The organism is Kitasatospora purpeofusca (genome assembly GCF_036010405.1).
Taxonomy (GTDB): Bacteria; Actinomycetota; Actinomycetes; order Streptomycetales; family Streptomycetaceae; genus Kitasatospora; species Kitasatospora purpeofusca.
This window is the reverse complement of sequence record NZ_CP108561.1, coordinates 4,913,706-4,932,703: the sequence shown is the minus strand read 5'-3', so window position 1 is coordinate 4,932,703 and position 18,998 is coordinate 4,913,706. Positions and strand designations below refer to the sequence as shown.

Here is an 18,998-nt window from a genome sequence, read left to right as displayed (position 1 = left end):
CAGGACGGTGCAAGAGCGCCCCGGGAAGCTGTCCGCCATGAAGGTGTTCCCGCGACGGCGAGGTGCCGTCCTCGTCAACTCAGCGCTCGGTGTGGCCCTGCTCGGTGCCGCAGCCCTGGCGTACACCGTGCTGGACGACGGCTCCGGCACCACGGCCGCCAAGGCCCCCGTCCGCACCGCGACCGTGACCAAGGGCACGGTCCTGGCCACGGTGTCCGGAACCGGCACCCTGGCCTCGCCCACCGACGCCGCCCAGGACTTCACCACCGGCGGGCGGCTCACCGCGGTCAAGGTCGCGGTCGGGGACCAGGTGACCAAGGGCCAGGTGCTCGCCACCGTCGACACCACGGCCGCCCAGCAGCAGGTGGACGCGGCGCAGGCGGCGCTCAACACCGCCTCGGTCAATCTGACCAAGGCCAGGGCGGGCGTCACCACGACCACCGTCCAGCAGCTGCCGGCCAGGGCCAACGGGTCCTCGGGCTCCTCGGGTGCGTCGGGCGGCGGCGGTACGTCCGGCGGTGCGTCCGGCGCGAACACCGGCGGTACGGCCGGCCGGGGGGCGGGCGGGAGCAGCGCGTCCGCCCCCTCGGCCGACCCGTCCGGGCAGACCGCCCCGTCCGCGCAGGCCACCGTCCCGGCGGCGCCGGTCGCCGTCCCCGAGCCGCAGACCACCACCATCTCCACCACCAAGGTGGACGAGGCGGCGGTCGCCCAGGCCGAGCAGCAGCTCGCCACCGCGCAGACCAACCTCTCCAACGCCCGGACGGCGCTGGCCGGCACCACGCTCACCGCCTCGGTGGACGGCACGGTCGCCTCGGTGGCGGCCAGGGCGGGCGACACGGTCGGCGCGACCGGCGGCTCCTCCTCCGGCAGCGGCACCAAGGCGACCGGGAGCTCCGCCACCGCCCCCAGCGGCTTCATCGTGCTGACCAACCCGACCGGCATGCAGGTCACCGCGAACTTCTCCGAGCTGGACTCGCTCAAGCTCAAGAAGGGCGAGGCGGCCACCGTCACCCTGAACGCGCAGTCCGACAGCAGGTTCAACGCGTCGGTGCTGTCGGTCAGCCCGCTGCCGGTGAGCGGCTCCGGGGGCGGTGCGGCGGCCGTGCAGTACTCGGCGACGCTCCAGATCTCCGGTGACACCAGCAAGTTGCGGACCGGCCTCAGCGCGACCGTCTCGGTGGTCACCGGCGAGGCGGACAACGCGCTCTCGCTGCCCACCTCGGCCCTGTCCGGGACCGGGTCGAGCCGTACCGCGACCGTGGTCCACCAGGACGGCAGCTCCGACCGGGTGACCGTCGAGGTCGGCGTCGAGGGCGACACCACGGTGCAGGTGCTGACCGGCCTGAACGAGGGCGACAAGGTCGAACTGGCCTCCACCAGCGGCTCCAACGGCTTCCCCAACGGCTCCTTCCCGGGCGCGACCGGCGGCCAGGGCGGCCGGAACGGCGGCGCGGGTGCCGGTGTCGGTGCGGGTGTGGCCGGGGTCGGCGGCGGCGGGGCCGCAGGCGGCGCGGGCGCCGCCCGGGGCGGCGGTGGCCGCTGATGGCCCGCCGCTCCCTCCTCCGCACCCGGCCGGGCGCCGGCCCGGTGCGGCCGGACCGCCCGGACCGCCCGGACCCGGCTCACCCGGACACGGCGCCGCCGGTGATCCGGATCCGCCGCCTCACCAAGTCCTACGGCCACGGCGACGCCACCGTGCACGCGCTGCGCGGCCCGGACGACCCCGCCACCGGCGCCCCGCTGGGCGTGGACCTGGACATCGAGCAGGGCGACTACGTCGCCGTGATGGGCAGCTCCGGCTCCGGCAAGTCCACGCTGATGAACATCCTCGGCTGCCTCGACGTCCCGACCGACGGCCGCTACCTGCTGGACGGCATCGACGTCGGCCACCTGGACGAGCAGCAGCTCGCCCTGGTGCGCAACCGCAAGATCGGATTCGTCTTCCAGTCCTTCAACCTGGTCCCGCGCACCACCGCGCTCGCCCAGGTCGAGCTGCCGCTCGCCTACGCGGGCGTGCGGGCCGCCGAACGCCGCCGGCGGGCGCTCGCCGCGCTCTCCCTGGTCGGCCTGGCCGAGCGGTCCGGGCACCGGCCCAACGAGCTCTCCGGCGGCCAGCAGCAGCGCGTCGCGGTGGCCCGGGCCCTGGTCACCGCGCCCGCGATGCTGCTCGCCGACGAGCCCACCGGCAACCTGGACAGCCGCTCCACCGAGGAGGTCCTCGGGCTGATCGACGGCCTCAACGCCACCGGCCGCACGGTCGTGCTGATCACCCACGAGGACGAGGTCGCCCGGCACGCCAAGCGGGTGCTGCGACTGGTGGACGGCATGATCGTCTCGGACGTCCGGCAGGCTCCGGTGGACGGGCCGCCGCCCGCGCCGCACCGGGCGGGGGTGCCCGCGTGATCCTCTGGCAGACCCTCCGTTTCGCGGCCGGCGGCCTGGTCGCCAACAAGGTCCGCTCCGCGCTCACCATGCTGGGGGTGCTGATCGGCGTCGCCTCGGTGATCCTGCTGCTGGCGGTCGGCAACGGCTCCTCGGTCGCGGTCAAGGAGTCGATCACCTCGCTCGGCACCAACTCGCTCACCGTCACGTCCGGTTCCTCCTTCGGCGGCGCGCGCTCCGCGAGCGGCGCCAAGAAGCTGACCGTCGCCGACGCCAAGGCGCTGGCCACCGAGGCGGACCCGCACGCCGTCCGCTCGGTGGCGCCGGTGGTGACCGCCAGCGGCACCGCGCTGAACGGGGACATCTCGTACAGCCCCGGCTCGATCGTCGGCACCTACCCGGCGTACTTCGAGACCGCCAACCAGAAGGTCGACCACGGCGAGTACTTCACCCAGGACGACGTGCTGGCCTCCCGCAAGGTGGCGGTGCTCGGGGCGACCACCGCGAAGCAGCTCTTCGCCACCGCGGACCCGGTCGGGAAGCCGATCGTCGTCGGCGGCACCCCGTTCACCGTGGTCGGCGTGCTCAAGGCCAAGGGCGGCACCGGCTTCACCGACCCGGACGACGTGCTGATCGCCCCGCTGCCGACCGTGCAGAACGCCTTCACCGGCTTCGGCTCGGTGAACCAGATCATGGTGCAGGCGGCCTCGGCGGAGAGCACCGCGCAGGCCCAGACCGAGATCACCCGGATCCTGCTCGGCACCCACGCGATCGCCGACCCCGCCAAGGCGGACTTCCGGATCAGCAGCCAGACCTCGCTGCTCAGCGCCCGGGAGTCGACCACGAAGACCTTCACCGTGCTGCTCGGCGCCGTGGCCGCGATCTCGCTGCTGGTCGGCGGGATCGGCATCACCAACATCATGCTGGTCACCGTCACCGAGCGGACCAGGGAGATCGGCATCCGCAAGGCCCTCGGCGCCCCCCGCGGCGTCATCCTCGGGCAGTTCCTCACCGAGGCCACCCTGCTGTCGGTGGTGGGCGCCGGACTCGGGGTGCTGGCCGGGATCGCCGGCTCGCACTTCAGGATCGTCGGCATCGAACCGGTGGTGATCCCCGAATCGGTGCTCGGCGCCTTCGGGATCGCCGTCGCCATCGGCCTGTTCTTCGGCAGCTACCCCGCCAACCGGGCCGCCTCGCTGCGCCCGATCGACGCCCTCCGGCACGAGTGACCAAGGACCGCAGACCATGAGCAACGAGACCGAGCCGTCCACCCCGTCCACCCCCGCCGAGCAGGTCGTGCTGCTCTCCACCGCGCCGGACGGCAGGGACGTCACCGCCGAGCTGGCCGCGCCGCCGAGGCGCCGGCTGCCCTGGGTGCCGCTGGTGCTGTCCGCCGCGGTGATCGCCACGGCGGCCTTCGCCGGCGGCGTCTGGTACCAGCGCGACCAGGCCCCCGAGCGGTCCTCCGGCCGGACGGTCGCCGCGGGCGGCGGCGCGCAGCAGCCCCGGCCGGGCGCGACCGGTGCCGGAGCGGGCCAGAACGGCAACCGCCGCAACGGCCAGGGCGGCCAGGGCGGGGGCCAGGGCACCGGCGGCGGCCAGGGCGGCTTCACCCGGGGCACGGTCAAGGCCGTGGACGGCACCACCGTCTACCTGACCGACGCCAGCGGCAACACCGTCAAGGTGACCACCGGCGACTCCACCAAGGTGCAGCTCAACAAGGAGGGCAAGGTCGGCGACCTCCAGCCCGGCCAGAGCGTCACCGTGGTCGGCACCCCGACCGACGGGGGCTACGCCGCGACCCAGCTGGTCGAGGGCGCCGCCGCCGGTGGCTTCGGGGGAGGCGCGGGCGGCTTCGGCGGCGGGGCGGGCGGCCCCGGCGGAGGCGCCACCCGGAACCCGTCCGGCGGCTGACCGGCCGCCGTACGTCCGCGCGGCCCGGCCCGACCTCCTCCGGGGGCCGGGCCGCGCATCCCCGCTCGTTCCCGCTCGTTCCCGCGCATCCCCGCGCACCCCCGCGCACCCCCGCGCACCCCCGCGCCGACCTGCGCCGGAGTACTGTCGGGGCGGTGCGCACACCACCGAGGCCCGACCTGGGGGTCTGTCCGTACAAAACCGCCCGATAAGGTGTTAATCCAACATTCATCGATGGCCCTTGGCCTCCCCGAGCTAGCCTCGAGCTGAACGCCATCGTCCGACCGGGAGGCGGAACCCCCGTGCAAGGCACTGTGTCGACAGGAACTTCGGCGGTGAACAACGGCGGCCAGGGGGAGGCCTACCTGCTCGTCGTCGACGACGAACCGAACATCCGCGAGCTGCTGTCCGCCTCGCTCCGCTTCTCCGGCTTCCGGGTCGCCTCCGCCGCCAGCGGCGCCGAAGCGCTGGAACTGATCGCCGTCGACCGCCCCGACCTGGTCGTCCTGGACGTGATGCTCCCCGACCTCGACGGCTTCACCGTCGTCGAGCGGCTCCGGGAGCAGACCAGCCGCGGCCTCATCGCCGGCCCCGGCCACGGCCACCCCGGCGACCACCTGCCGGTGCTCTTCCTCACCGCCAAGGACGGCGTCGGGGACAAGGTCCAGGGCCTCGCGGCGGGCGCCGACGACTACGTCACCAAGCCGTTCAGCCTGGAGGAGCTGATCGCCCGGATCCGCGCCATCCTGCGCCGCTCCGGCGGACCGGCCGAGGACGGCCGGCTGATCGTCGCCGACCTCGTGCTCGACCCGGTGGCCCACGAGGTCACCCGCGGCGGCGTCGTGGTCGCGCTCTCCCCGACCGAGTTCAAGCTGCTGCACTACCTGATGGCCAACGTCGGCCGGGTGGTCTCCAAGGCACAGATCCTCGACCACGTCTGGGCCTACGACTTCGGCGGCGACCTCTCGATCGTCGAGTCCTACATCTCCTACCTGCGCCGCAAGCTCGACTCCGGGCCCAGCCACGGACCCAAGCTGATCCACACCGTGCGCGGCATCGGCTACGCCCTGCGCCGCCCCCCGCAGAGCTGAGCCAGGACCCCGCCGCCCCGATGCCCCTCCCGCTCCCCCGCCGCGCGTCCGCGCGCACCGCCGCCCGGCCGCCCAGCCGCCGCCCCGGCCTGCCGCTCGGCCGGCTGTCGCTGCGCGCCCGGCTGCTGGTGCTGGTGCTCGCCCTGGTCACCACCGGCCTGGTGGTCAGCGACACCGTGGTGCTCGGCACCGTCCGCCACCAGCTGGTCCAGCGGCTCGACGAGCAGCTGCAGCGCTTCGGCGAACCGCTGGCCCGCCGCGCGCCGACCCGCAACAGCTGGGTGGAGCCCAAGCAGCAGCAGCCCTCGCTCGGCGGCAAGCGGGCCACGCCGCTCCTTGCCGCGCTGCCCAGCCAGTACCTGGTCCAGTACCTGGGTGTCGACGGCAAGGTGCAGTTCGTGGTGCGCCAGCCGATGTCCGAGAACGAGCCGGCGCCGCAGCTGGACGGCTTCGACCCGGCCGCGGTCGGCGCCGACACCCCCGTCGACCTGCCCGACCGGCGCGGGCGGGCCAGCTGGCGGGCGATCGTCCTGCCGGTCCAGCGGCCGAGCGCCCCGGCCAGCGTCTTCGCCGCGCCCGCGCCCAGCGCCGCCTATGTGATGGTCGCCGTCTCCCGCGAGGACATCGACACCACCGTCAACCGGCTGCGGACCGCCTTCCTGGCGATCGGGGGCGTCGTCCTGCTGGTGATCGCGGCGCTCGGCTTCTTCGCCGTCCGCACCGGGCTGCGGCCGCTGCGCCGGATCGAGGAGGGCGCCCAGCTGATAGCCGCCGGCGAACTCTCGCACCGGATGCCGGCCCTCCCGGCGAACACCGAGGTCGGCCGGCTCTCCATCGCCCTCAACGGCATGCTGGCGCAGATCGAGGCCGCCTTCGCCGCCCGGGCGGAGTCCGAGGGCCGGATGCGGCGGTTCGTCGCGGACGCCTCGCACGAGCTGCGCACCCCGCTGGCCGGCATCCGCGGCTTCGCCGAGCTGTACCGGATGGGCGCCCTGCCCGCCGAGGCCGACGTCCGGCGCACCATGGGCCGGATCGAGAACGAGGCGATCCGGATGGGCACCCTGGTCGAGGACCTGCTGGTGCTCGCCCGGCTGGACGAGGAGCGCCCGCTCGACCTCGCGCCGATGGACCTGCGCACCCTCGCCGCGGACGCCCTGCACGACCTCACCGCCCTCGACCCGAGCCGCCCGGTCGCCCTCACCGGCCCGGCCGGCAGCGGCCCGCCCGGCCCGGCGCCCGTGCTCGGCGACGAGGCCCGGCTCCGCCAGGTGGTCACCAACCTGGTCGGCAACGCCGTCAAGCACACCCCGCCCGGCACCCCGGTCCGGATCGGGGTGGGCCACGAGGGCGGCCTCTGCCTGCTGGAGGTCGCCGACGCCGGCCCCGGCCTCACCGCCGACCAGGCCGCCCTGGTGTTCCACCGCTTCTACCGCGTCGACGCCTCCCGCAGCCGCAACGACCAGCGCGGCGGCGCCGGCCTCGGCCTCGCCATCGCCACCGCCCTCACCCACGCCCACGGCGGCGCCCTCACCCTCCACACCACCCCCGGCACCGGCGCCACCTTCCGCCTGGAACTCCCCCACCAGCGCTGAAACCCCCCGATCGGGTGAATCCACTTCGTTCACCCCGGTAGCGGGGCGACCGGGTGCGAGTGTGCGAGTACGGCTTGTGCGGGGTTGTACGGGCTGATCACACTGGACGGGAATGAGGGGTGTCTCAATGTTCGCGCTCGTAGCCGAGGAGACCGTCGTGGACCTGGACCAGGCGCTGTGGCAGGTGTGGAAGGCGATGGAGGTCCCCGAGGGCTTCCGTGCGGAGATCATCGAGGGAGCTATTGAGATGTCACCCACCGGTGGGCACCGTCATTTCAGCGTCAATCGGCGGTTGAGCAAGGCGCTGGACCGGTACCTGGCCGGCACCGGGTTCAGCTCCGCCCAGGACGGAAACGTCATCGCGGGACTCAAGGTGTTGATCCCCGATGTCTTCGTCGCGCCCGACGAGGACGACGAGATCGAGCATCCCGAGGGTCTCGGGGTGGTCGCATCGAGTGTGGCGCTGGTGGTCGAGACGGTCTCACCGGGCAAGGAAGGCCGGCAACGCGACCGTGTCCTCAAGCACCGCGCCTACGCCACCGCCGGCATCCCCGTCTACGTGATCATCGACGACTACGACGACGGCGGCGCCGTCACCGTCCTCTCGGGGCCGGACCCCGAGCGAGGGGCCTACGCCCGGTCGGAGCGGACGCCGTACGGGGAGGACGCCGTGGTCCCGGAGGGGCCCGCCAAGGGGTTCGTGGTCGGCCCCGGGATCACCGGGGAGCGGCGGGGCTGACCTCCTCCCGGAGGAGGTCCCGGGCGAGCAGGCCGGCCTGGAAGCGGGAGGCGGCGCCGAGGGTGGCCATGAGGTCGGCGACCCGGCGGCGGTAGGTGCGCAGGGAGACGCCGAGGAGGCGGGCGCCGGTCTCGTCGGTGTGGCCGGCGGAGAGGGTGCGCAGGGTGTCGCGGGCCTGCTCGGTGAGCGGGGGCGGCGGGGCGGCGCAGTCGGCGAGGGCGGTGGCGGTCTCCCAGGTGGCGCGGAACAGCGAGCGCACGCCGTCGACGACCTCCGGCGCCTGCACCACGGTGTACGCGCGCACGCCCCGCACCGGGGCGCCGGCCAGGATCGCGGTGTGCCGGTCGATGACGATCGCCTCCCGGGCTATCGGCCCGTCGGAGATCCGGACCTCGATGCCGGAGGCGGCGATCCGCCGCAGCCGCCGGAGCGACTCGGGGTCGGCGAGGGCCCGGCGGCTGTAGAGCTTGCGCATGGTGAGGCCGGGGACGACGTGCGGCCGCTTCCCCTCCCGGAAGGCCGCGTTGACGCCCGTGGAGAAGGTCACCAGATCGGTGGCGGCGACCAGGAACTCCTCGTGGGAGGCGACGAAGAGGTGCCCGGCCCGTTGGACGAGCTCCTGCTCGCCGTGCAGGGTGATGATCCGATCGGTGCTCATGGCAGCAAGGTGCCAGATCGGTCGGGGCCGCGGCGAGCCGGGCCGAGGCTTGGGGCCATGACGACGACTCCCGCCTCCCCCGCCTCCCCCGCGAACGCCGCACTCCCCGCGAGCGCCGCCGGCACCTTCCTCCTCGGCGGCGACCTGCCGGTGTCCCGGATGGGCTTCGGCGCGATGAAACTGCCGTCCCGCGACTGGGAGGGGCCCGCCTGCGACCCCGAGCAGAGCGTCCGGGTGCTGCGCCGGGCCGTCGAGCTGGGTGTCGACCACATCGACACCGCCTGGTTCTACTTCTTCCGGGACGTCTCCGCCCACGGTCTGATCCGGCGGGCCCTGCACCCCTACCGGGACGGCCTGGTGATCGCCACCAAGGTCGGCCCGGGCCGCGACCCGGAGGGCCGCTGGCTGGACCCGGCCGACCGGGAGGCGCTGCGGGCCGCCGTCCACCGCGATCTGCGCGAGCTCGGGGTGGACCGGCTGGACGTGGTCCACCTGCGCCGGATGCCCAGTCAGTCCTCGATCGCCGAACCCTTCGCCGCGCTGGCGGAGCTGCGCGAGGAGGGCCTGATCCGGCACCTGGGCGTCAGCAATGTGACCGAGGCCCAGCTCGCCGAGGCCGAGGCGATCGCCCCGGTCGTGACGGTGCAGAACAAGTTCAGCCTGCTGGAGCGCACGGCGGAGCAGGACCGGCTGCTGGCGGACTGCACGGCGCGGGGCATCGCCTTCGTCCCGTTCTACCCGCTGGGCGGTTCCGGGGTGCCCGACCACCCGGCCCTGCGCCGGGTCGCCGAGCGGCACGGCGCCACCCGGGCCCAGGTGATGGTGGCCTGGCTGCTGGCGCTCTCGCCGTCGGTGCTCGCGATCCCCGGCACCTCCTCGCCGGCGCACCTGGAGGAGAACATCGCCGCCGCCGCGCTGCGGCTGTCCCCGGCGGACCTCGCGGAGCTGGAGAAGCTGGCAGCATCCGACAAGTAGGACTGTCTGATGAATACCGCTCCCGGTTTCCCCGCCGATCCGCCGGGAAGAGCCCCGCCCGTACCCGAAGGTTCCCGAACTCCCAGGAGCGGTCCGGATGGCAGCGTCAGCAGCGGGTCCCGGGGCGTCCTTCCGGCGGGACCTCTCGGAGTGGCGGATCGTGCTCGTCGCCTGGCGGCTGGTGGTGCTGCAGGCCGCCCACCCGGTGGTCGCGGCCGGGATGGCCGAGCACTCCACCTACCGGGGCCACCCGTGGCGCCGGGTCGAGCACACCATGGCCAGCGGACGGCGGCTGTTCCAGGCCGACGAGGAGCAGCTCTGGCGCGAGGTCCAGCGGCTCGACCGGGCGCACCGGCGGATCGGCGGCACCACCGGGGACGGGCGCGGCTACGACGCCCGGGACCCGGACGCCCGGGCCTGGGTGCTGCTCACCCTCTTCGAAAGCGTCGTCGCGATGCGGGAGTTGAGCGGAGATCCGTACCCGGCGGAGGAACTCGAAGCCTCGTACCGGGAGTTCGCCGGGGTGGCGGCGGTGTTCGGGCTGTCCTCGGGGGAGTTGCCCGCCACCGCGGCCGAGCTGCGCGGCCGGCTCCACCGGACGGTGGTCGAGCGGCTGGAGTTCGACGGGACGGCGCGCCACCTGCTGTACGACCTGCTGGCCGAGACGCCCTGCCCGCGCCGGCTGCGCTTCCTCGGCCCGGTGGGCTGGCGGGCGCTGAGCGCGGTGGTCGGCCGGCTGGCCGCCGAGCTGACGGTCGCGGACCTCCCGGCGGTCTTCCGGGAGCGCTTCGGCCTGGTCCCCACCCGGCGCGGGCGGCTGCTCTCGCTGCTGCTGCACCGCGGTGCCCGGGTGGTGGTCACCAGGCTGCCGGACCGCCACCGCTACCGCGCCCCCGGGGCGGGCTCCTCGTCCAGGCCCCGGCGGCAGCCGCGGCAGGACACCCGGCCGCCCCGGCTGGACCGGTTCTTCCGGGAGGTGCTCGACCAGACCGGGGACGGCCACCTCACCGCCCACGACCTCCGGGCGATGGCGCACAACGTGTGCTGGCAGCTGGAGCTCTCCGAGGAGGGGGAGGCCCGGGTGTACGACGCCTTCGAGCGCTGGTGGGAGGAGCTGCGGGCGGGCATGGACACCGACGGCGACGGCCGGGTGAGCAGGGCCGAGTACATCGCCGCCACGCTGGCCGGCTGCGACCGCGACCCGGCGTACCTGGAGCGCGGACTGCTGCCCGCGCTCCGGGCGGTGTTCGAGGCGGCCGACGCGGACGGGGACGGCCTGCTGGACTTCGCCGAGTACCGGGTGCTGTTCGGCGGCCGCCGGGTGCATCCGGCCGAACTCTCGCACGGCTTCCGGCAGTTGGATACCGACGGGGACGGCGTGATCACGGCGGCGGAGTTCCTGCGCGGCTTCGTCGACTACTTCACCGCCCGCGCCCCCTCCGCCCCGGGCACCCAGCTGCTCGGCCGGGCCTGACAGCTACCGGGCCTCGCGGAGCGCCGCCTCGGTGTCCTCGACCAGGCCGCGGGCGGCGGCGACGGTGGCGGTGAGGGCCGCCGGGTCGCCGCCGGGGGCGGCGAGCAGGGCGCGGGCGCGCGGGCCGAAGCCGGGCGGGGCGGTCGGCAGGGTCTCGGCCACCGCCAGGGCGCCCTTCTCGTTGAGGCACCAGCGCCGGTCGGCCGCGTACAGCGCCTGCACCAGGACGCCCACGGCGTGGGCGAGGCAGAGCGCGACGTACAGGGTGTCGCCGCAGGCCGCGCCCTTGGCGGCGCCGTCGACCCAGGGACCCCAGCCGCCCGGTCCGGCCACCTCGACCCCGGGGCCGGCGAGGGCGCGCAGGGCGTCGAGGTCGAGGCCGGACCTGTAGTAGTCGGAGCCGGGGGTGTGCTCGCCCCGGGCCCGGCTGCCGCCGAGCACGACGCCGACCACGCCGGGCACCCCGGCCAGCCGGCCGGCCATCGCTTCGATGATCGCTCGCACGGTGAACATGCCTTTCTGTCAGGGCAGTAGGTGTCAATGCTACGGACCGTCCACATTCTCCTCCCCACCTTCCCGGCTGCTCGTTGTGGCCCGGCCGCCCGGTTCGCAGACTGTGCGCACGGCATCGCCGCCGGTAGAACCCCACCCCGCCCGCTCCCACCGCGTAAGGGTGGTGGATACTGAGTTTGTGAACGTGTTCACGTTCACAAGCGGGCAAGCGTGCACCCCTGGGCAGCGGTCCCCGGCTATAGATGAAGTTTGTCTGAAATGTGACCTCGAACGAGGTCGGTTGGAGAGAGGGCGACGTGGACCTGGCAATCGCTCACGAAACCATCGCGCGATGGCAATTCGGCATCACCACCGTCTACCACTTCCTCTTCGTACCGCTCACCATCAGCCTCGCCGCGATCGTGGCGGGGCTGGAGACCGCATGGGTGCGGACGGACAAGGAGAAGTACTTCCACGCCACGAAGTTCTGGGGGAAGCTCTTCCTGATCAACATCGCGATGGGCGTGGTCACCGGCATCGTGCAGGAGTTCCAGTTCGGCATGAACTGGTCCGACTACTCCCGCTTCGTCGGCGACGTCTTCGGTGCCCCGCTCGCGATGGAGGCGCTGATCGCCTTCTTCTTCGAATCGACCTTCATCGGCCTGTGGATCTTCGGCTGGGACAAGCTGCCGCGGAAGCTGCACTGCGCCTGCATGTGGATGGTCGCGCTCGGCACCGTGCTCTCCGCCTACTTCATCCTGGCGGCCAACTCCTGGATGCAGCACCCGGTCGGCTACGTGATCGACCCGGCCACCGGCAAGGCCCAGCTGACCGACATCGCCAAGGTGCTGTTCCAGGACACCACCGTCACCGTCGTCCTGCACACCCTGACCGCGGCCTTCCTCACCGGCGCCGCGTTCATGGTCGGCATCGCCTCGTTCCACCTCTGGAAGGCCGAGCGCAAGCCGGGGAGCGCCGCCGCCGCCCCGGAGAGGGTCGCCGTGATGCGGACCTCGCTGCGGCTCGGCCTGGTGCTCGCGGTGGTCTTCGGCCTGGGTACCGCGCTCAGCGGTGACTCGCTCGCCAAGGTGATGTTCCGCCAGCAGCCGATGAAGATGGCCGCCGCCGAGGCGCTCTGGGACACCAAGGCGCCGGCGCCGTTCTCGGTCTTCGCGGTCGGCGACGTCAGCAAGGGCCACAACTCGGTGGAGCTGGAGATCCCCGGGATACTGTCCTTCCTCGCCAACAGCGACTTCAGCTCCTCCGTCCCCGGCATCAACGACACCGCCGAGGCCGAGGCCGCCAAGTACGGCGGCGACCCCATGGACTACATCCCGAGCATCTTCGTCACCTACTGGGGCTTCCGCCTCATGATCGGCTTCGGGATGACCTCCTTCGTGGCCGGGGTGATCGGGCTCTGGACCACCAGGAAGAAGCGCTTCCTCGCCCCGGAGTTCCGCACCGGGGACACCGAGGTGCCGAGGCTGATGCTCACCCCGAAGCGGGAGCTGGGCCCCTTTCTCACCAAGTGGAGCTGGCGGATCGGCATCCTCACCATGGGCTTCCCGCTGATCGCCAACAGCTTCGGCTGGATCTTCACCGAGATGGGCCGGCAGCCCTGGGCGGTCTTCGGACTGATGACCACCGCGAGCGCCGTCTCGCCCAACGTGGGCATCGGCACCCAGATCGGCGCCCTGGCGACCTTCACCACGCTGTACGCGATCCTCGCCGTCGTCGAGGTGAAGCTGCTGGTCAAGTACGCCAAGGCCGGACCGGTCACCGACGAGCGGCCGCCGACCGAGGACCCGACCCTGCGCGGTCCCGGCTCCGGGGACGACGCCGACAAGCCGCTCGTCTTCGCCTACTGAGGCCACCCAGGATCGACGGGAACGACACACCATGGAACTTCACGACGTCTGGTTCGTCCTGATCGCCGTCCTCTGGATCGGCTACTTCTTCCTGGAGGGCTTCGACTTCGGCATCGGCATCCTCACCAAGCCGCTCGCCCGGAACACCGCCGAGCGCCGGGTGCTGATCAACACCATCGGTCCGGTCTGGGACGGCAACGAGGTCTGGCTGCTGACCGCCGGCGGCGCCACCTTCGCCGCCTTCCCGGACTGGTACGCGACCCTCTTCAGCGGCTTCTACATCCCGCTGCTGCTGATCCTGGTCTGCCTGATCGTGCGCGGCGTCGCCTTCGAGTACCGGGCCAAGCGGCCCGAACCGCGCTGGCAGCGGAACTGGGAGGAGGCGATCTTCTGGACCTCGCTGGTCCCGGCCTTCCTCTGGGGCGTCGCCTTCGCCAACATCGTCCGCGGCGTCGACATCGACGCCGAGAAGAACTACGTCGGCGGGTTCTGGGACCTGCTCAACCCGTACGCACTGCTCGGCGGCCTGGTGACGCTCAGCCTGTTCACCTTCCACGGCGCGGTGTTCGCCGCGCTCAAGACGGTCGGCGACATCCGCGACCGGGCCCGGGCCGCGGCGCTGCGGGCAGGTCTGGCGGCCGCGGCGCTGGCGGCGGTCTTCCTGATCTGGACCCAGGCCGCCAACGGCAACGGCTGGAGCCTCGCCGCCCTGGTGGTCGCGGTGCTCGCCCTGGTGGGCGCGCTCCTCGCCAACCAGGTGGGCCGCGAGGGCTGGGCCTTCGTCCTCTCCGGCGCGACGATCGTGGCCGCCGTCGCGATGCTCTTCCTCGCGCTCTTCCCCGACGTCATGCCGTCCACCCTGAACCCGGAGTGGAGCCTGACCGTGACCAACGCGGCCTCCTCGCCGTACACGCTCAAGCTGATGACCATCGTGGCCGCCGTGTTCACCCCGCTGGTGCTGCTCTACCAGAGCTGGACGTACTGGGTGTTCCGCAAGCGGATCGGCGTCCAGCACATCCCCGGGCACGACCCGGCCGCCGCCCTCGACCAGGGCTGAGGCCATGAAGCCGGTCGACCCCCGACTCCTCGCGCACGCCCGCACCACCCGGGCCTTCCTCGCCGGATCCGTCCTGCTCGGGACGGCGAACGCGGCCCTGGTGGTGGCCCAGGCGGGCCTGATCGCCGAACTCGTGGTCCGGGGCTTCCAGCAGCGGGACGGGCTCGGAGAGCTCGGCACGCCGCTGGCGCTGCTGGCGCTCACCTCGGTCGGACGCGGGCTGGTCGGCTGGCTCACCGAACTGGTCGCGCACCGGTCCGTCGCCCGGGTGAAGTCCACCCTGCGGCGCCGGCTGCTCGACCACGCCACCGCGCTCGGCCCGGCCTACCTGGCGGGCCGGCGCACCGGCGAACTCACCACCCTGGCCACCCGGGGCGTCGACGCGCTCGACGACTACTTCGCCCGCTACCTGCCGCAGCTCGCGCTCGCCGTGGTCGTCCCGGCCACGGTGCTGCTGCGGATCGTCGGCGCCGACGTCACCTCGGCCGCGATCATCGCCGGCACCCTGCCGCTGATCCCGCTGTTCATGGTGCTGATCGGGATGGCCACCCAGGCCCGGATGGACCGTCAGTGGGAGGGGCTGTCCCGGCTCTCGCACCACTTCCTGGACGTCGTCGCCGGACTGCCCACGCTCAAGGTGTTCAACCGGGCCCGCGCCCAGGCCGCCACCGTCGCCAGGATCACCGCCGACTACCGCCGGGCCACCCTGCGCACCCTGCGGATCGCGTTCGTCTCCTCCTTCGCGCTGGAACTGCTCTCCACCCTCTCGGTCGCGCTGGTCGCCGTCACCGTCGGCTTCCGGCTGGTCGACGGCACCCTCGACCTGGAGACCGGGCTGCTGATCCTGGTCCTCGCCCCCGAGGTCTACTTCCCGATCCGCCAGGTCGGCGCGCTCTACCACTCCAGCGTCGAGGGCCTCACCGCCGCCGACCGGATCTTCGAGGTGCTGGAGACCCCGCTGCCGCCGCGCGGCACCGTCCCCGCACCCGCCCTGGCCGGGGCCGCCGTCACGGTCGAGGACCTCGTGGTGGCCTTCCCCGGCCGGAGCGCGCCCGCCCTGGACGGCGCCTCGCTCACCCTGCGCCCCGGCGAGACGGTCGCCCTCACCGGGCCCTCCGGGGCCGGCAAGTCCACCCTGCTCGGCGTCCTGCTGGGCCTCACCGCGCCCACCGCCGGGACGGTCCGGATCACCGGCGCCGACGGCCGGACCCACGACCTGGCCGAGCTGGAGCCGGACAGCTGGCGGCGGCAGATCGCCTGGGTGCCGCAGCACCCGCACCTGTTCGCCGGGACCGTCGCCGACAACCTGACCCTGCACCGGCCCGGCGCCACCGAGGAGCAGCAGCGCGAGGCCCTGCGCTCCGCGCACGCCCTCGACTTCGTCGACCGGCTGCCGCAGGGCCTCGGCACCCGCCTCGGCGAGGACGGCGCCGGGCTCTCCGCCGGGCAGCGCCAGCGGCTCGCGCTCGCCCGGGTGCTGCTCGCCGACGACCGCCCGCTGGTCCTGCTCGACGAGCCCACCGCCAACCTGGACGGCGCCTCCGAGGCGGCCGTCGTCGACGCCGTCCGGGCGCTGGCAGCCGACCCGGCGCGCACCGTCTTGGTGGTCGCGCACCGGCCCGCGCTGCTCGCCGCCGCCGACCGGCGGGTCCGGCTGGCCGGCCCGGCCGCCGTTCCCGCCCCTCGGGCGGCCGTCCCGGTGCTCGCGCACCGGGGGCGTCCGACGCCCCCGGCTCCGGACCAGGACGGACCGGCCCCCGCCGCGGGCGCCGTCCGCCCCCGGCTGGCGCTCTCGGTGCTGCTCGGCGCGCTCGCGCTCGGCTGCGCCGTGGCGCTGATGGCCACCTCCGGCTGGCTGATCTCCCGCGCCTCCGAGATGCCGCCCGTGCTCCACCTGATGATGGCCGTCACCGCGGTGCGCGCCTTCGGCATCGGCCGCAGCGTCTTCCGCTACGCCGAGCGGCTGGTCTCGCACGACGCGGTGCTGCGCGCCCTCGGCACCCTGCGCGCCGCCGTCCACCGCCGGCTCGCGGTGCTCGCCCCGGCCGCGCTGCCCGCGTTCCGGCGGGGCGACCTGCTCTCCCGGCTGGTCGCCGACGTCGACGCCGTCCAGGACCACTACCTGCGCTGGCGGCTCCCGGCCGCGGTGGCGGCGGTGGTCTCCGCGGCCGCCGCGCTCGCCATGGGCGCCTTCCTGCCCGCCGCCGGGCTGGTGCTCGGGCTCGGACTGCTGCTCGCCGGTCTGGTGGTGCCGGTGCTGACCGCCCGCTGGTCGGCCGGTGCCGAGCGGCGGCAGGCCCCGGCGCGCGGGCGGCTCGCCACCGCCGTCCTGGACGCCTTCAGCGGCACCGCCGAACTCACCGTGGCGGGCGCGCTGCCGGGCCGGCTGGCCGCCGTCCGCGCCGCCGACGCGACGCTGACCGGGCTGGCCGCCCGCTCGGCCGCCACCGCGGCGCTCGGCACCGGTCTGATCACCCTGCTCACCGGCCTCACGGTGGCCGCCGCCGCGGCCGTCGGACTGCGCGGCGTGGCGTCCGGGGCGCTCGCCCCGGTCTGCTTGGCCGTGGTCGTACTGACCCCGCTGGCGGCCTTCGAGGCGGTCACCGGGATGCCGGCCGCCGTCCAGGCCCGCCGGCGCAGCCTGGCCGCCTCGGAGCGGCTCGCCGAGGTGCTGGACGCGCCGGAGGCCGTGGCCGAGCCCGTCGCGCCGGTGGCGCTGCCGGAGCGGCCGCTGCCGATCGCGGTGCGCGGCCTGACCGCCCGCCACCCCGGGCAGGGCGCCGACGCGCTGGCCGGGGTGGACCTCGACCTCGGGCCCGGCCGGCGGATCGCCGTGGTCGGCCCGTCCGGCTCCGGCAAGACCACGCTCGCGCAGACGCTGCTGCGCTTCCTGGACCAGCGCGCGGGCAGCGTGGTGCTCGCGGCCGGTCGTCCACAGGCTGTGGACAGCCGCTCGCTCGCGGGGGAGGACGTCCGCCGGGTGATCGGGCTCTGCGCGCAGGACGCCCATGTCTTCGACAGCTCGCTCCGGGAGAACCTGCGCCTCGCCCGGCCCGACGCCGACGAGGACGAGCTGCGGGCCGCGCTCGCCGCCGCCCGGCTCCTGGACTTCACCGAGAGCCTGCCGGACGGGCTGGACACCATGGTCGGCGAGCACGGCGCCCGGCTCTCCGGCGGCCAGCGGCAGCGGCTCGCACTGGCCCGGGCCCTGCTCGCCGACTTCCCGGTGCTGATCCTCGACGAGCCCGCCGAGCACCTCGACCTGCCCACCGCCGACGCCCTCACCGCCGACCTGCTCGCCGCCACCGCCGGGCGCAGCACCTTGCTGATCACCCACCGGCTGGCCGGACTGGACGACGCCACGGTGGACGAGGTGCTGGTCCTGGAGGCCGGCCGGGTGGTCGAGCGGGGCGCCTGGTCGGAGCTGCTGTCCCGCCCGGAGGGGCGCCTGCGCGCCATGCACGACCGCGAGCGGGAGACGGACGGCGTACTGGTGGCCTGACCGGCCCGGCCGGTCCCCCGAGAGTTCGCGCGGGATGCGGTACAACAGCGGGCACGGTCCGGCGCGCTTCGTCCGCGCCGGACCGTGCCCGCTGCCGGAGGTCAGACGAGGCCGAAGTCGAACTCGCCGTGCGCGACCGCCTCGATGAAGGCGGCGTGCCCCTCGGCGGTCAGGGCCAGGGCGGGCCCGTTGGGGTCCTTCGAGTCACGGATGAACGATCCCGGCGCGTCGGGGAAGGCGAACTCGACGCAGTTGTCGCGTTCGTTGCTCCGGCTGGACTTCCTCCAAGTCACGGGCAGGGAGGACGCATTGGTGATGGTCATGTGAGTTCGTCCCTCTTTCGGATGATGAAATCGAGGGAGTCGTCCACGTTCAGGGCCGCAGCCATGATCTCGTGGAAGCCCCCTCGGTAGGTATCCACCTCCGCCGGATCCTCGACCCAGCTGCTGCGGACCGTGCCGCCGGTCAGCACGATGTCGAGGGCGCGTTGTGGAAACTCAAGGAGCGTGAACGCCCCGTTGAGCCCAGGGTTCGGGCGGGTGTTCGCCGGCATGACCTGGATCTGGATGTTCGGGAGCCGGCTCATCTTCGCCAGGCGGTTGAGCTGCTCACGCATGACGCCCTCGCCGGCGTTTATCGCCAGGGCGGCTTCGTGGACGACCGCGCAGAGCTTCACCGGGTTGTCCCGGGTGAGGACGCGCTGCCGTGCGATGCGCACATCGACCATCGCCTCGACGCCCGTGGTCACGGCAGACAGCCTGGAGATGATCGCGGCTGCGTAGTCCGGAGTCTGGAGAAGGCCGGGAACGAAGCCCAGCTCGAATGCCTTCACCTCAACGGCCTGCGATTCCATCGAGATCAGGTCGGTGTAGATCGGATTGATGGTGTCGCTGTAGCCCTTCCACCAACCGCGTTGGTCCTTCTGCCCCGCGATCTCCAGCAGAACCGTGCGCAGTCCCTCGTCGCACCCGTAGAGGTCGAGCAGAGCCTCGACGATCTCGGGTTTGGCGCCGGATCTGGCGTTCTCGTACCGGCTGAGCTTGGGCAGATTGAGGATGCCCGGGAACTTGCCGACGACCTGTTCGGCCGACAGTCCCTTCTCTTCGCGCAGGCGCCGAAGATCTGCTGCGAGTCGACGCTGACGGACTGTCGGCACGCGTGGCTCGGCTGTGGCCATGGTGATCGCCTCTCCTGAGTATCGCCGGACCAGTGTGCCTGTCCCGTGAGCCTGCTCGCCACCATTCGCCCATG

Annotated in this window: 16 protein-coding genes; 12 read left to right on the top strand and 4 right to left on the bottom strand. The window is 73.6% G+C overall.

The window, feature by feature from the left end; translation table 11 throughout:
* Nucleotides 1–37: 37 nt before the first annotated feature.
* The 7 genes from OG715_RS21890 to OG715_RS21860 all read left to right on the top strand — a co-directional run bounded on the left by OG715_RS21890 (nt 38) and on the right by OG715_RS21860 (nt 7,721).
* Complete coding sequence (locus OG715_RS21890; RefSeq protein WP_266270548.1) at nt 38–1,546, top strand: efflux RND transporter periplasmic adaptor subunit; 1,509 nt, start codon at nt 38–40, stop codon at nt 1,544–1,546.
* Complete coding sequence (locus OG715_RS21885) at nt 1,546–2,406, top strand: ABC transporter ATP-binding protein (RefSeq protein ID WP_266270547.1); 861 nt, start codon at nt 1,546–1,548, stop codon at nt 2,404–2,406. Before OG715_RS21890 ends, OG715_RS21885 begins: the two co-directional genes overlap by 1 nt.
* Nucleotides 2,403–3,614 (top strand): ABC transporter permease, encoded by a 1,212-nt coding sequence (locus OG715_RS21880; protein WP_266270546.1) that lies wholly within the window; start codon nt 2,403–2,405, stop codon nt 3,612–3,614. Before OG715_RS21885 ends, OG715_RS21880 begins: the two co-directional genes overlap by 4 nt.
* A gap of 16 nt (nt 3,615–3,630) precedes the next feature.
* Nucleotides 3,631–4,299 carry a hypothetical protein gene (locus tag OG715_RS21875; protein WP_266270545.1) on the top strand — a complete coding sequence of 223 codons (669 nt, stop codon included), beginning with the start codon at nt 3,631–3,633 and terminating at the stop codon, nt 4,297–4,299.
* A 335-nt stretch (nt 4,300–4,634) separates the two neighbouring features.
* The gene (locus OG715_RS21870; protein ID WP_093861266.1) at nt 4,635–5,390 is read left to right on the top strand and encodes a response regulator transcription factor; all 756 of its coding nucleotides are present in this window, start codon (nt 4,635–4,637) and stop codon (nt 5,388–5,390) included.
* A gap of 20 nt (nt 5,391–5,410) precedes the next feature.
* Nucleotides 5,411–6,982 (top strand): sensor histidine kinase, encoded by a 1,572-nt coding sequence (locus tag OG715_RS21865; RefSeq protein WP_266270544.1) that lies wholly within the window; start codon nt 5,411–5,413, stop codon nt 6,980–6,982.
* A 127-nt stretch (nt 6,983–7,109) separates the two neighbouring features.
* On the top strand, nt 7,110–7,721 hold the full coding sequence (locus OG715_RS21860; RefSeq protein ID WP_266270543.1) for a Uma2 family endonuclease: 612 nt from the start codon (nt 7,110–7,112) through the stop codon (nt 7,719–7,721).
* Here the strand turns inward: OG715_RS21860 and OG715_RS21855 are convergent.
* The gene (locus OG715_RS21855; RefSeq protein ID WP_266270541.1) at nt 7,699–8,379 is read right to left on the bottom strand and encodes a helix-turn-helix domain-containing protein; all 681 of its coding nucleotides are present in this window, start codon (nt 8,377–8,379) and stop codon (nt 7,699–7,701) included. The genes OG715_RS21860 and OG715_RS21855 overlap by 23 nt on opposite strands.
* Nucleotides 8,380–8,436: 57 nt before the next feature.
* On the opposite strand from OG715_RS21855, the gene OG715_RS21850 reads away from it, so the two are divergent.
* Together OG715_RS21850 and OG715_RS21845 are read left to right on the top strand one after the other, a co-directional pair.
* On the top strand, nt 8,437–9,354 hold the full coding sequence (locus tag OG715_RS21850; RefSeq protein ID WP_266270540.1) for an oxidoreductase: 918 nt from the start codon (nt 8,437–8,439) through the stop codon (nt 9,352–9,354).
* A 97-nt stretch (nt 9,355–9,451) separates the two neighbouring features.
* Nucleotides 9,452–10,828, top strand: coding sequence for an EF-hand domain-containing protein (locus OG715_RS21845; protein WP_266270538.1), 1,377 nt, complete (start codon nt 9,452–9,454; stop codon nt 10,826–10,828).
* Nucleotides 10,829–10,831: 3 nt separating this feature from the next.
* Here OG715_RS21845 and OG715_RS21840 read toward each other — a convergent pair whose 3' ends face one another.
* Complete coding sequence (locus OG715_RS21840; protein WP_266270537.1) at nt 10,832–11,341, bottom strand: hypothetical protein; 510 nt, start codon at nt 11,339–11,341, stop codon at nt 10,832–10,834.
* 296 nt (nt 11,342–11,637) lie between these two features.
* Here OG715_RS21840 and OG715_RS21835 point away from each other — a divergent pair, with 296 nt between their 5' ends.
* From OG715_RS21835 to cydD, 3 genes are read left to right on the top strand one after another with little or no spacing between them, the layout of a single operon-like run.
* The gene (locus OG715_RS21835) at nt 11,638–13,188 is read left to right on the top strand and encodes a cytochrome ubiquinol oxidase subunit I (protein ID WP_266270536.1); all 1,551 of its coding nucleotides are present in this window, start codon (nt 11,638–11,640) and stop codon (nt 13,186–13,188) included.
* A gap of 31 nt (nt 13,189–13,219) precedes the next feature.
* Nucleotides 13,220–14,245: a cytochrome d ubiquinol oxidase subunit II gene (gene cydB / locus OG715_RS21830; protein WP_266270535.1), complete on the top strand. Its 1,026-nt coding sequence runs from the start codon at nt 13,220–13,222 to the stop codon at nt 14,243–14,245.
* 4 nt (nt 14,246–14,249) lie between these two features.
* Nucleotides 14,250–17,747, top strand: coding sequence for a thiol reductant ABC exporter subunit CydD (cydD, locus tag OG715_RS21825; protein WP_266270534.1), 3,498 nt, complete (start codon nt 14,250–14,252; stop codon nt 17,745–17,747).
* Nucleotides 17,748–17,848: 101 nt separating this feature from the next.
* Here the strand turns inward: cydD and OG715_RS21820 are convergent, their stop codons facing one another.
* Nucleotides 17,849–18,070, bottom strand: a complete 222-nt coding sequence (locus OG715_RS21820) for a DUF397 domain-containing protein (protein WP_266270533.1) — start codon at nt 18,068–18,070, stop codon at nt 17,849–17,851.
* Nucleotides 18,067–18,924, bottom strand: a complete 858-nt coding sequence (locus OG715_RS21815; protein WP_266270532.1) for a helix-turn-helix domain-containing protein — start codon at nt 18,922–18,924, stop codon at nt 18,067–18,069. Before OG715_RS21815 ends, OG715_RS21820 begins: the two co-directional genes overlap by 4 nt.
* Nucleotides 18,925–18,998 lie beyond the last annotated feature (74 nt).

What these genes read in the sequence shown, in the direction of transcription:
- OG715_RS21890 (WP_266270548.1), top strand. Translation starts at nt 38, where the DNA reads ATGAAGGTGTTCCCGCGACGGCGAGGTGCCGTCCTCGTCAACTCAGCG.
- OG715_RS21885 (WP_266270547.1), top strand. Translation starts at nt 1,546, where the DNA reads ATGGCCCGCCGCTCCCTCCTCCGCACCCGGCCGGGCGCCGGCCCGGTG.
- OG715_RS21875 (WP_266270545.1), top strand. Translation starts at nt 3,631, where the DNA reads ATGAGCAACGAGACCGAGCCGTCCACCCCGTCCACCCCCGCCGAGCAG.
- OG715_RS21865 (WP_266270544.1), top strand. Translation starts at nt 5,411, where the DNA reads ATGCCCCTCCCGCTCCCCCGCCGCGCGTCCGCGCGCACCGCCGCCCGG.
- OG715_RS21860 (WP_266270543.1), top strand. Translation starts at nt 7,110, where the DNA reads ATGTTCGCGCTCGTAGCCGAGGAGACCGTCGTGGACCTGGACCAGGCG.
- OG715_RS21855 (WP_266270541.1), bottom strand. Translation starts at nt 8,379, where the DNA reads ATGAGCACCGATCGGATCATCACCCTGCACGGCGAGCAGGAGCTCGTC.
- OG715_RS21850 (WP_266270540.1), top strand. Translation starts at nt 8,437, where the DNA reads ATGACGACGACTCCCGCCTCCCCCGCCTCCCCCGCGAACGCCGCACTC.
- OG715_RS21845 (WP_266270538.1), top strand. Translation starts at nt 9,452, where the DNA reads ATGGCAGCGTCAGCAGCGGGTCCCGGGGCGTCCTTCCGGCGGGACCTC.
- OG715_RS21840 (WP_266270537.1), bottom strand. Translation starts at nt 11,341, where the DNA reads ATGTTCACCGTGCGAGCGATCATCGAAGCGATGGCCGGCCGGCTGGCC.
- cydB (WP_266270535.1), top strand. Translation starts at nt 13,220, where the DNA reads ATGGAACTTCACGACGTCTGGTTCGTCCTGATCGCCGTCCTCTGGATC.
- cydD (WP_266270534.1), top strand. Translation starts at nt 14,250, where the DNA reads ATGAAGCCGGTCGACCCCCGACTCCTCGCGCACGCCCGCACCACCCGG.
- OG715_RS21820 (WP_266270533.1), bottom strand. Translation starts at nt 18,070, where the DNA reads ATGACCATCACCAATGCGTCCTCCCTGCCCGTGACTTGGAGGAAGTCC.
- OG715_RS21815 (WP_266270532.1), bottom strand. Translation starts at nt 18,924, where the DNA reads ATGGCCACAGCCGAGCCACGCGTGCCGACAGTCCGTCAGCGTCGACTC.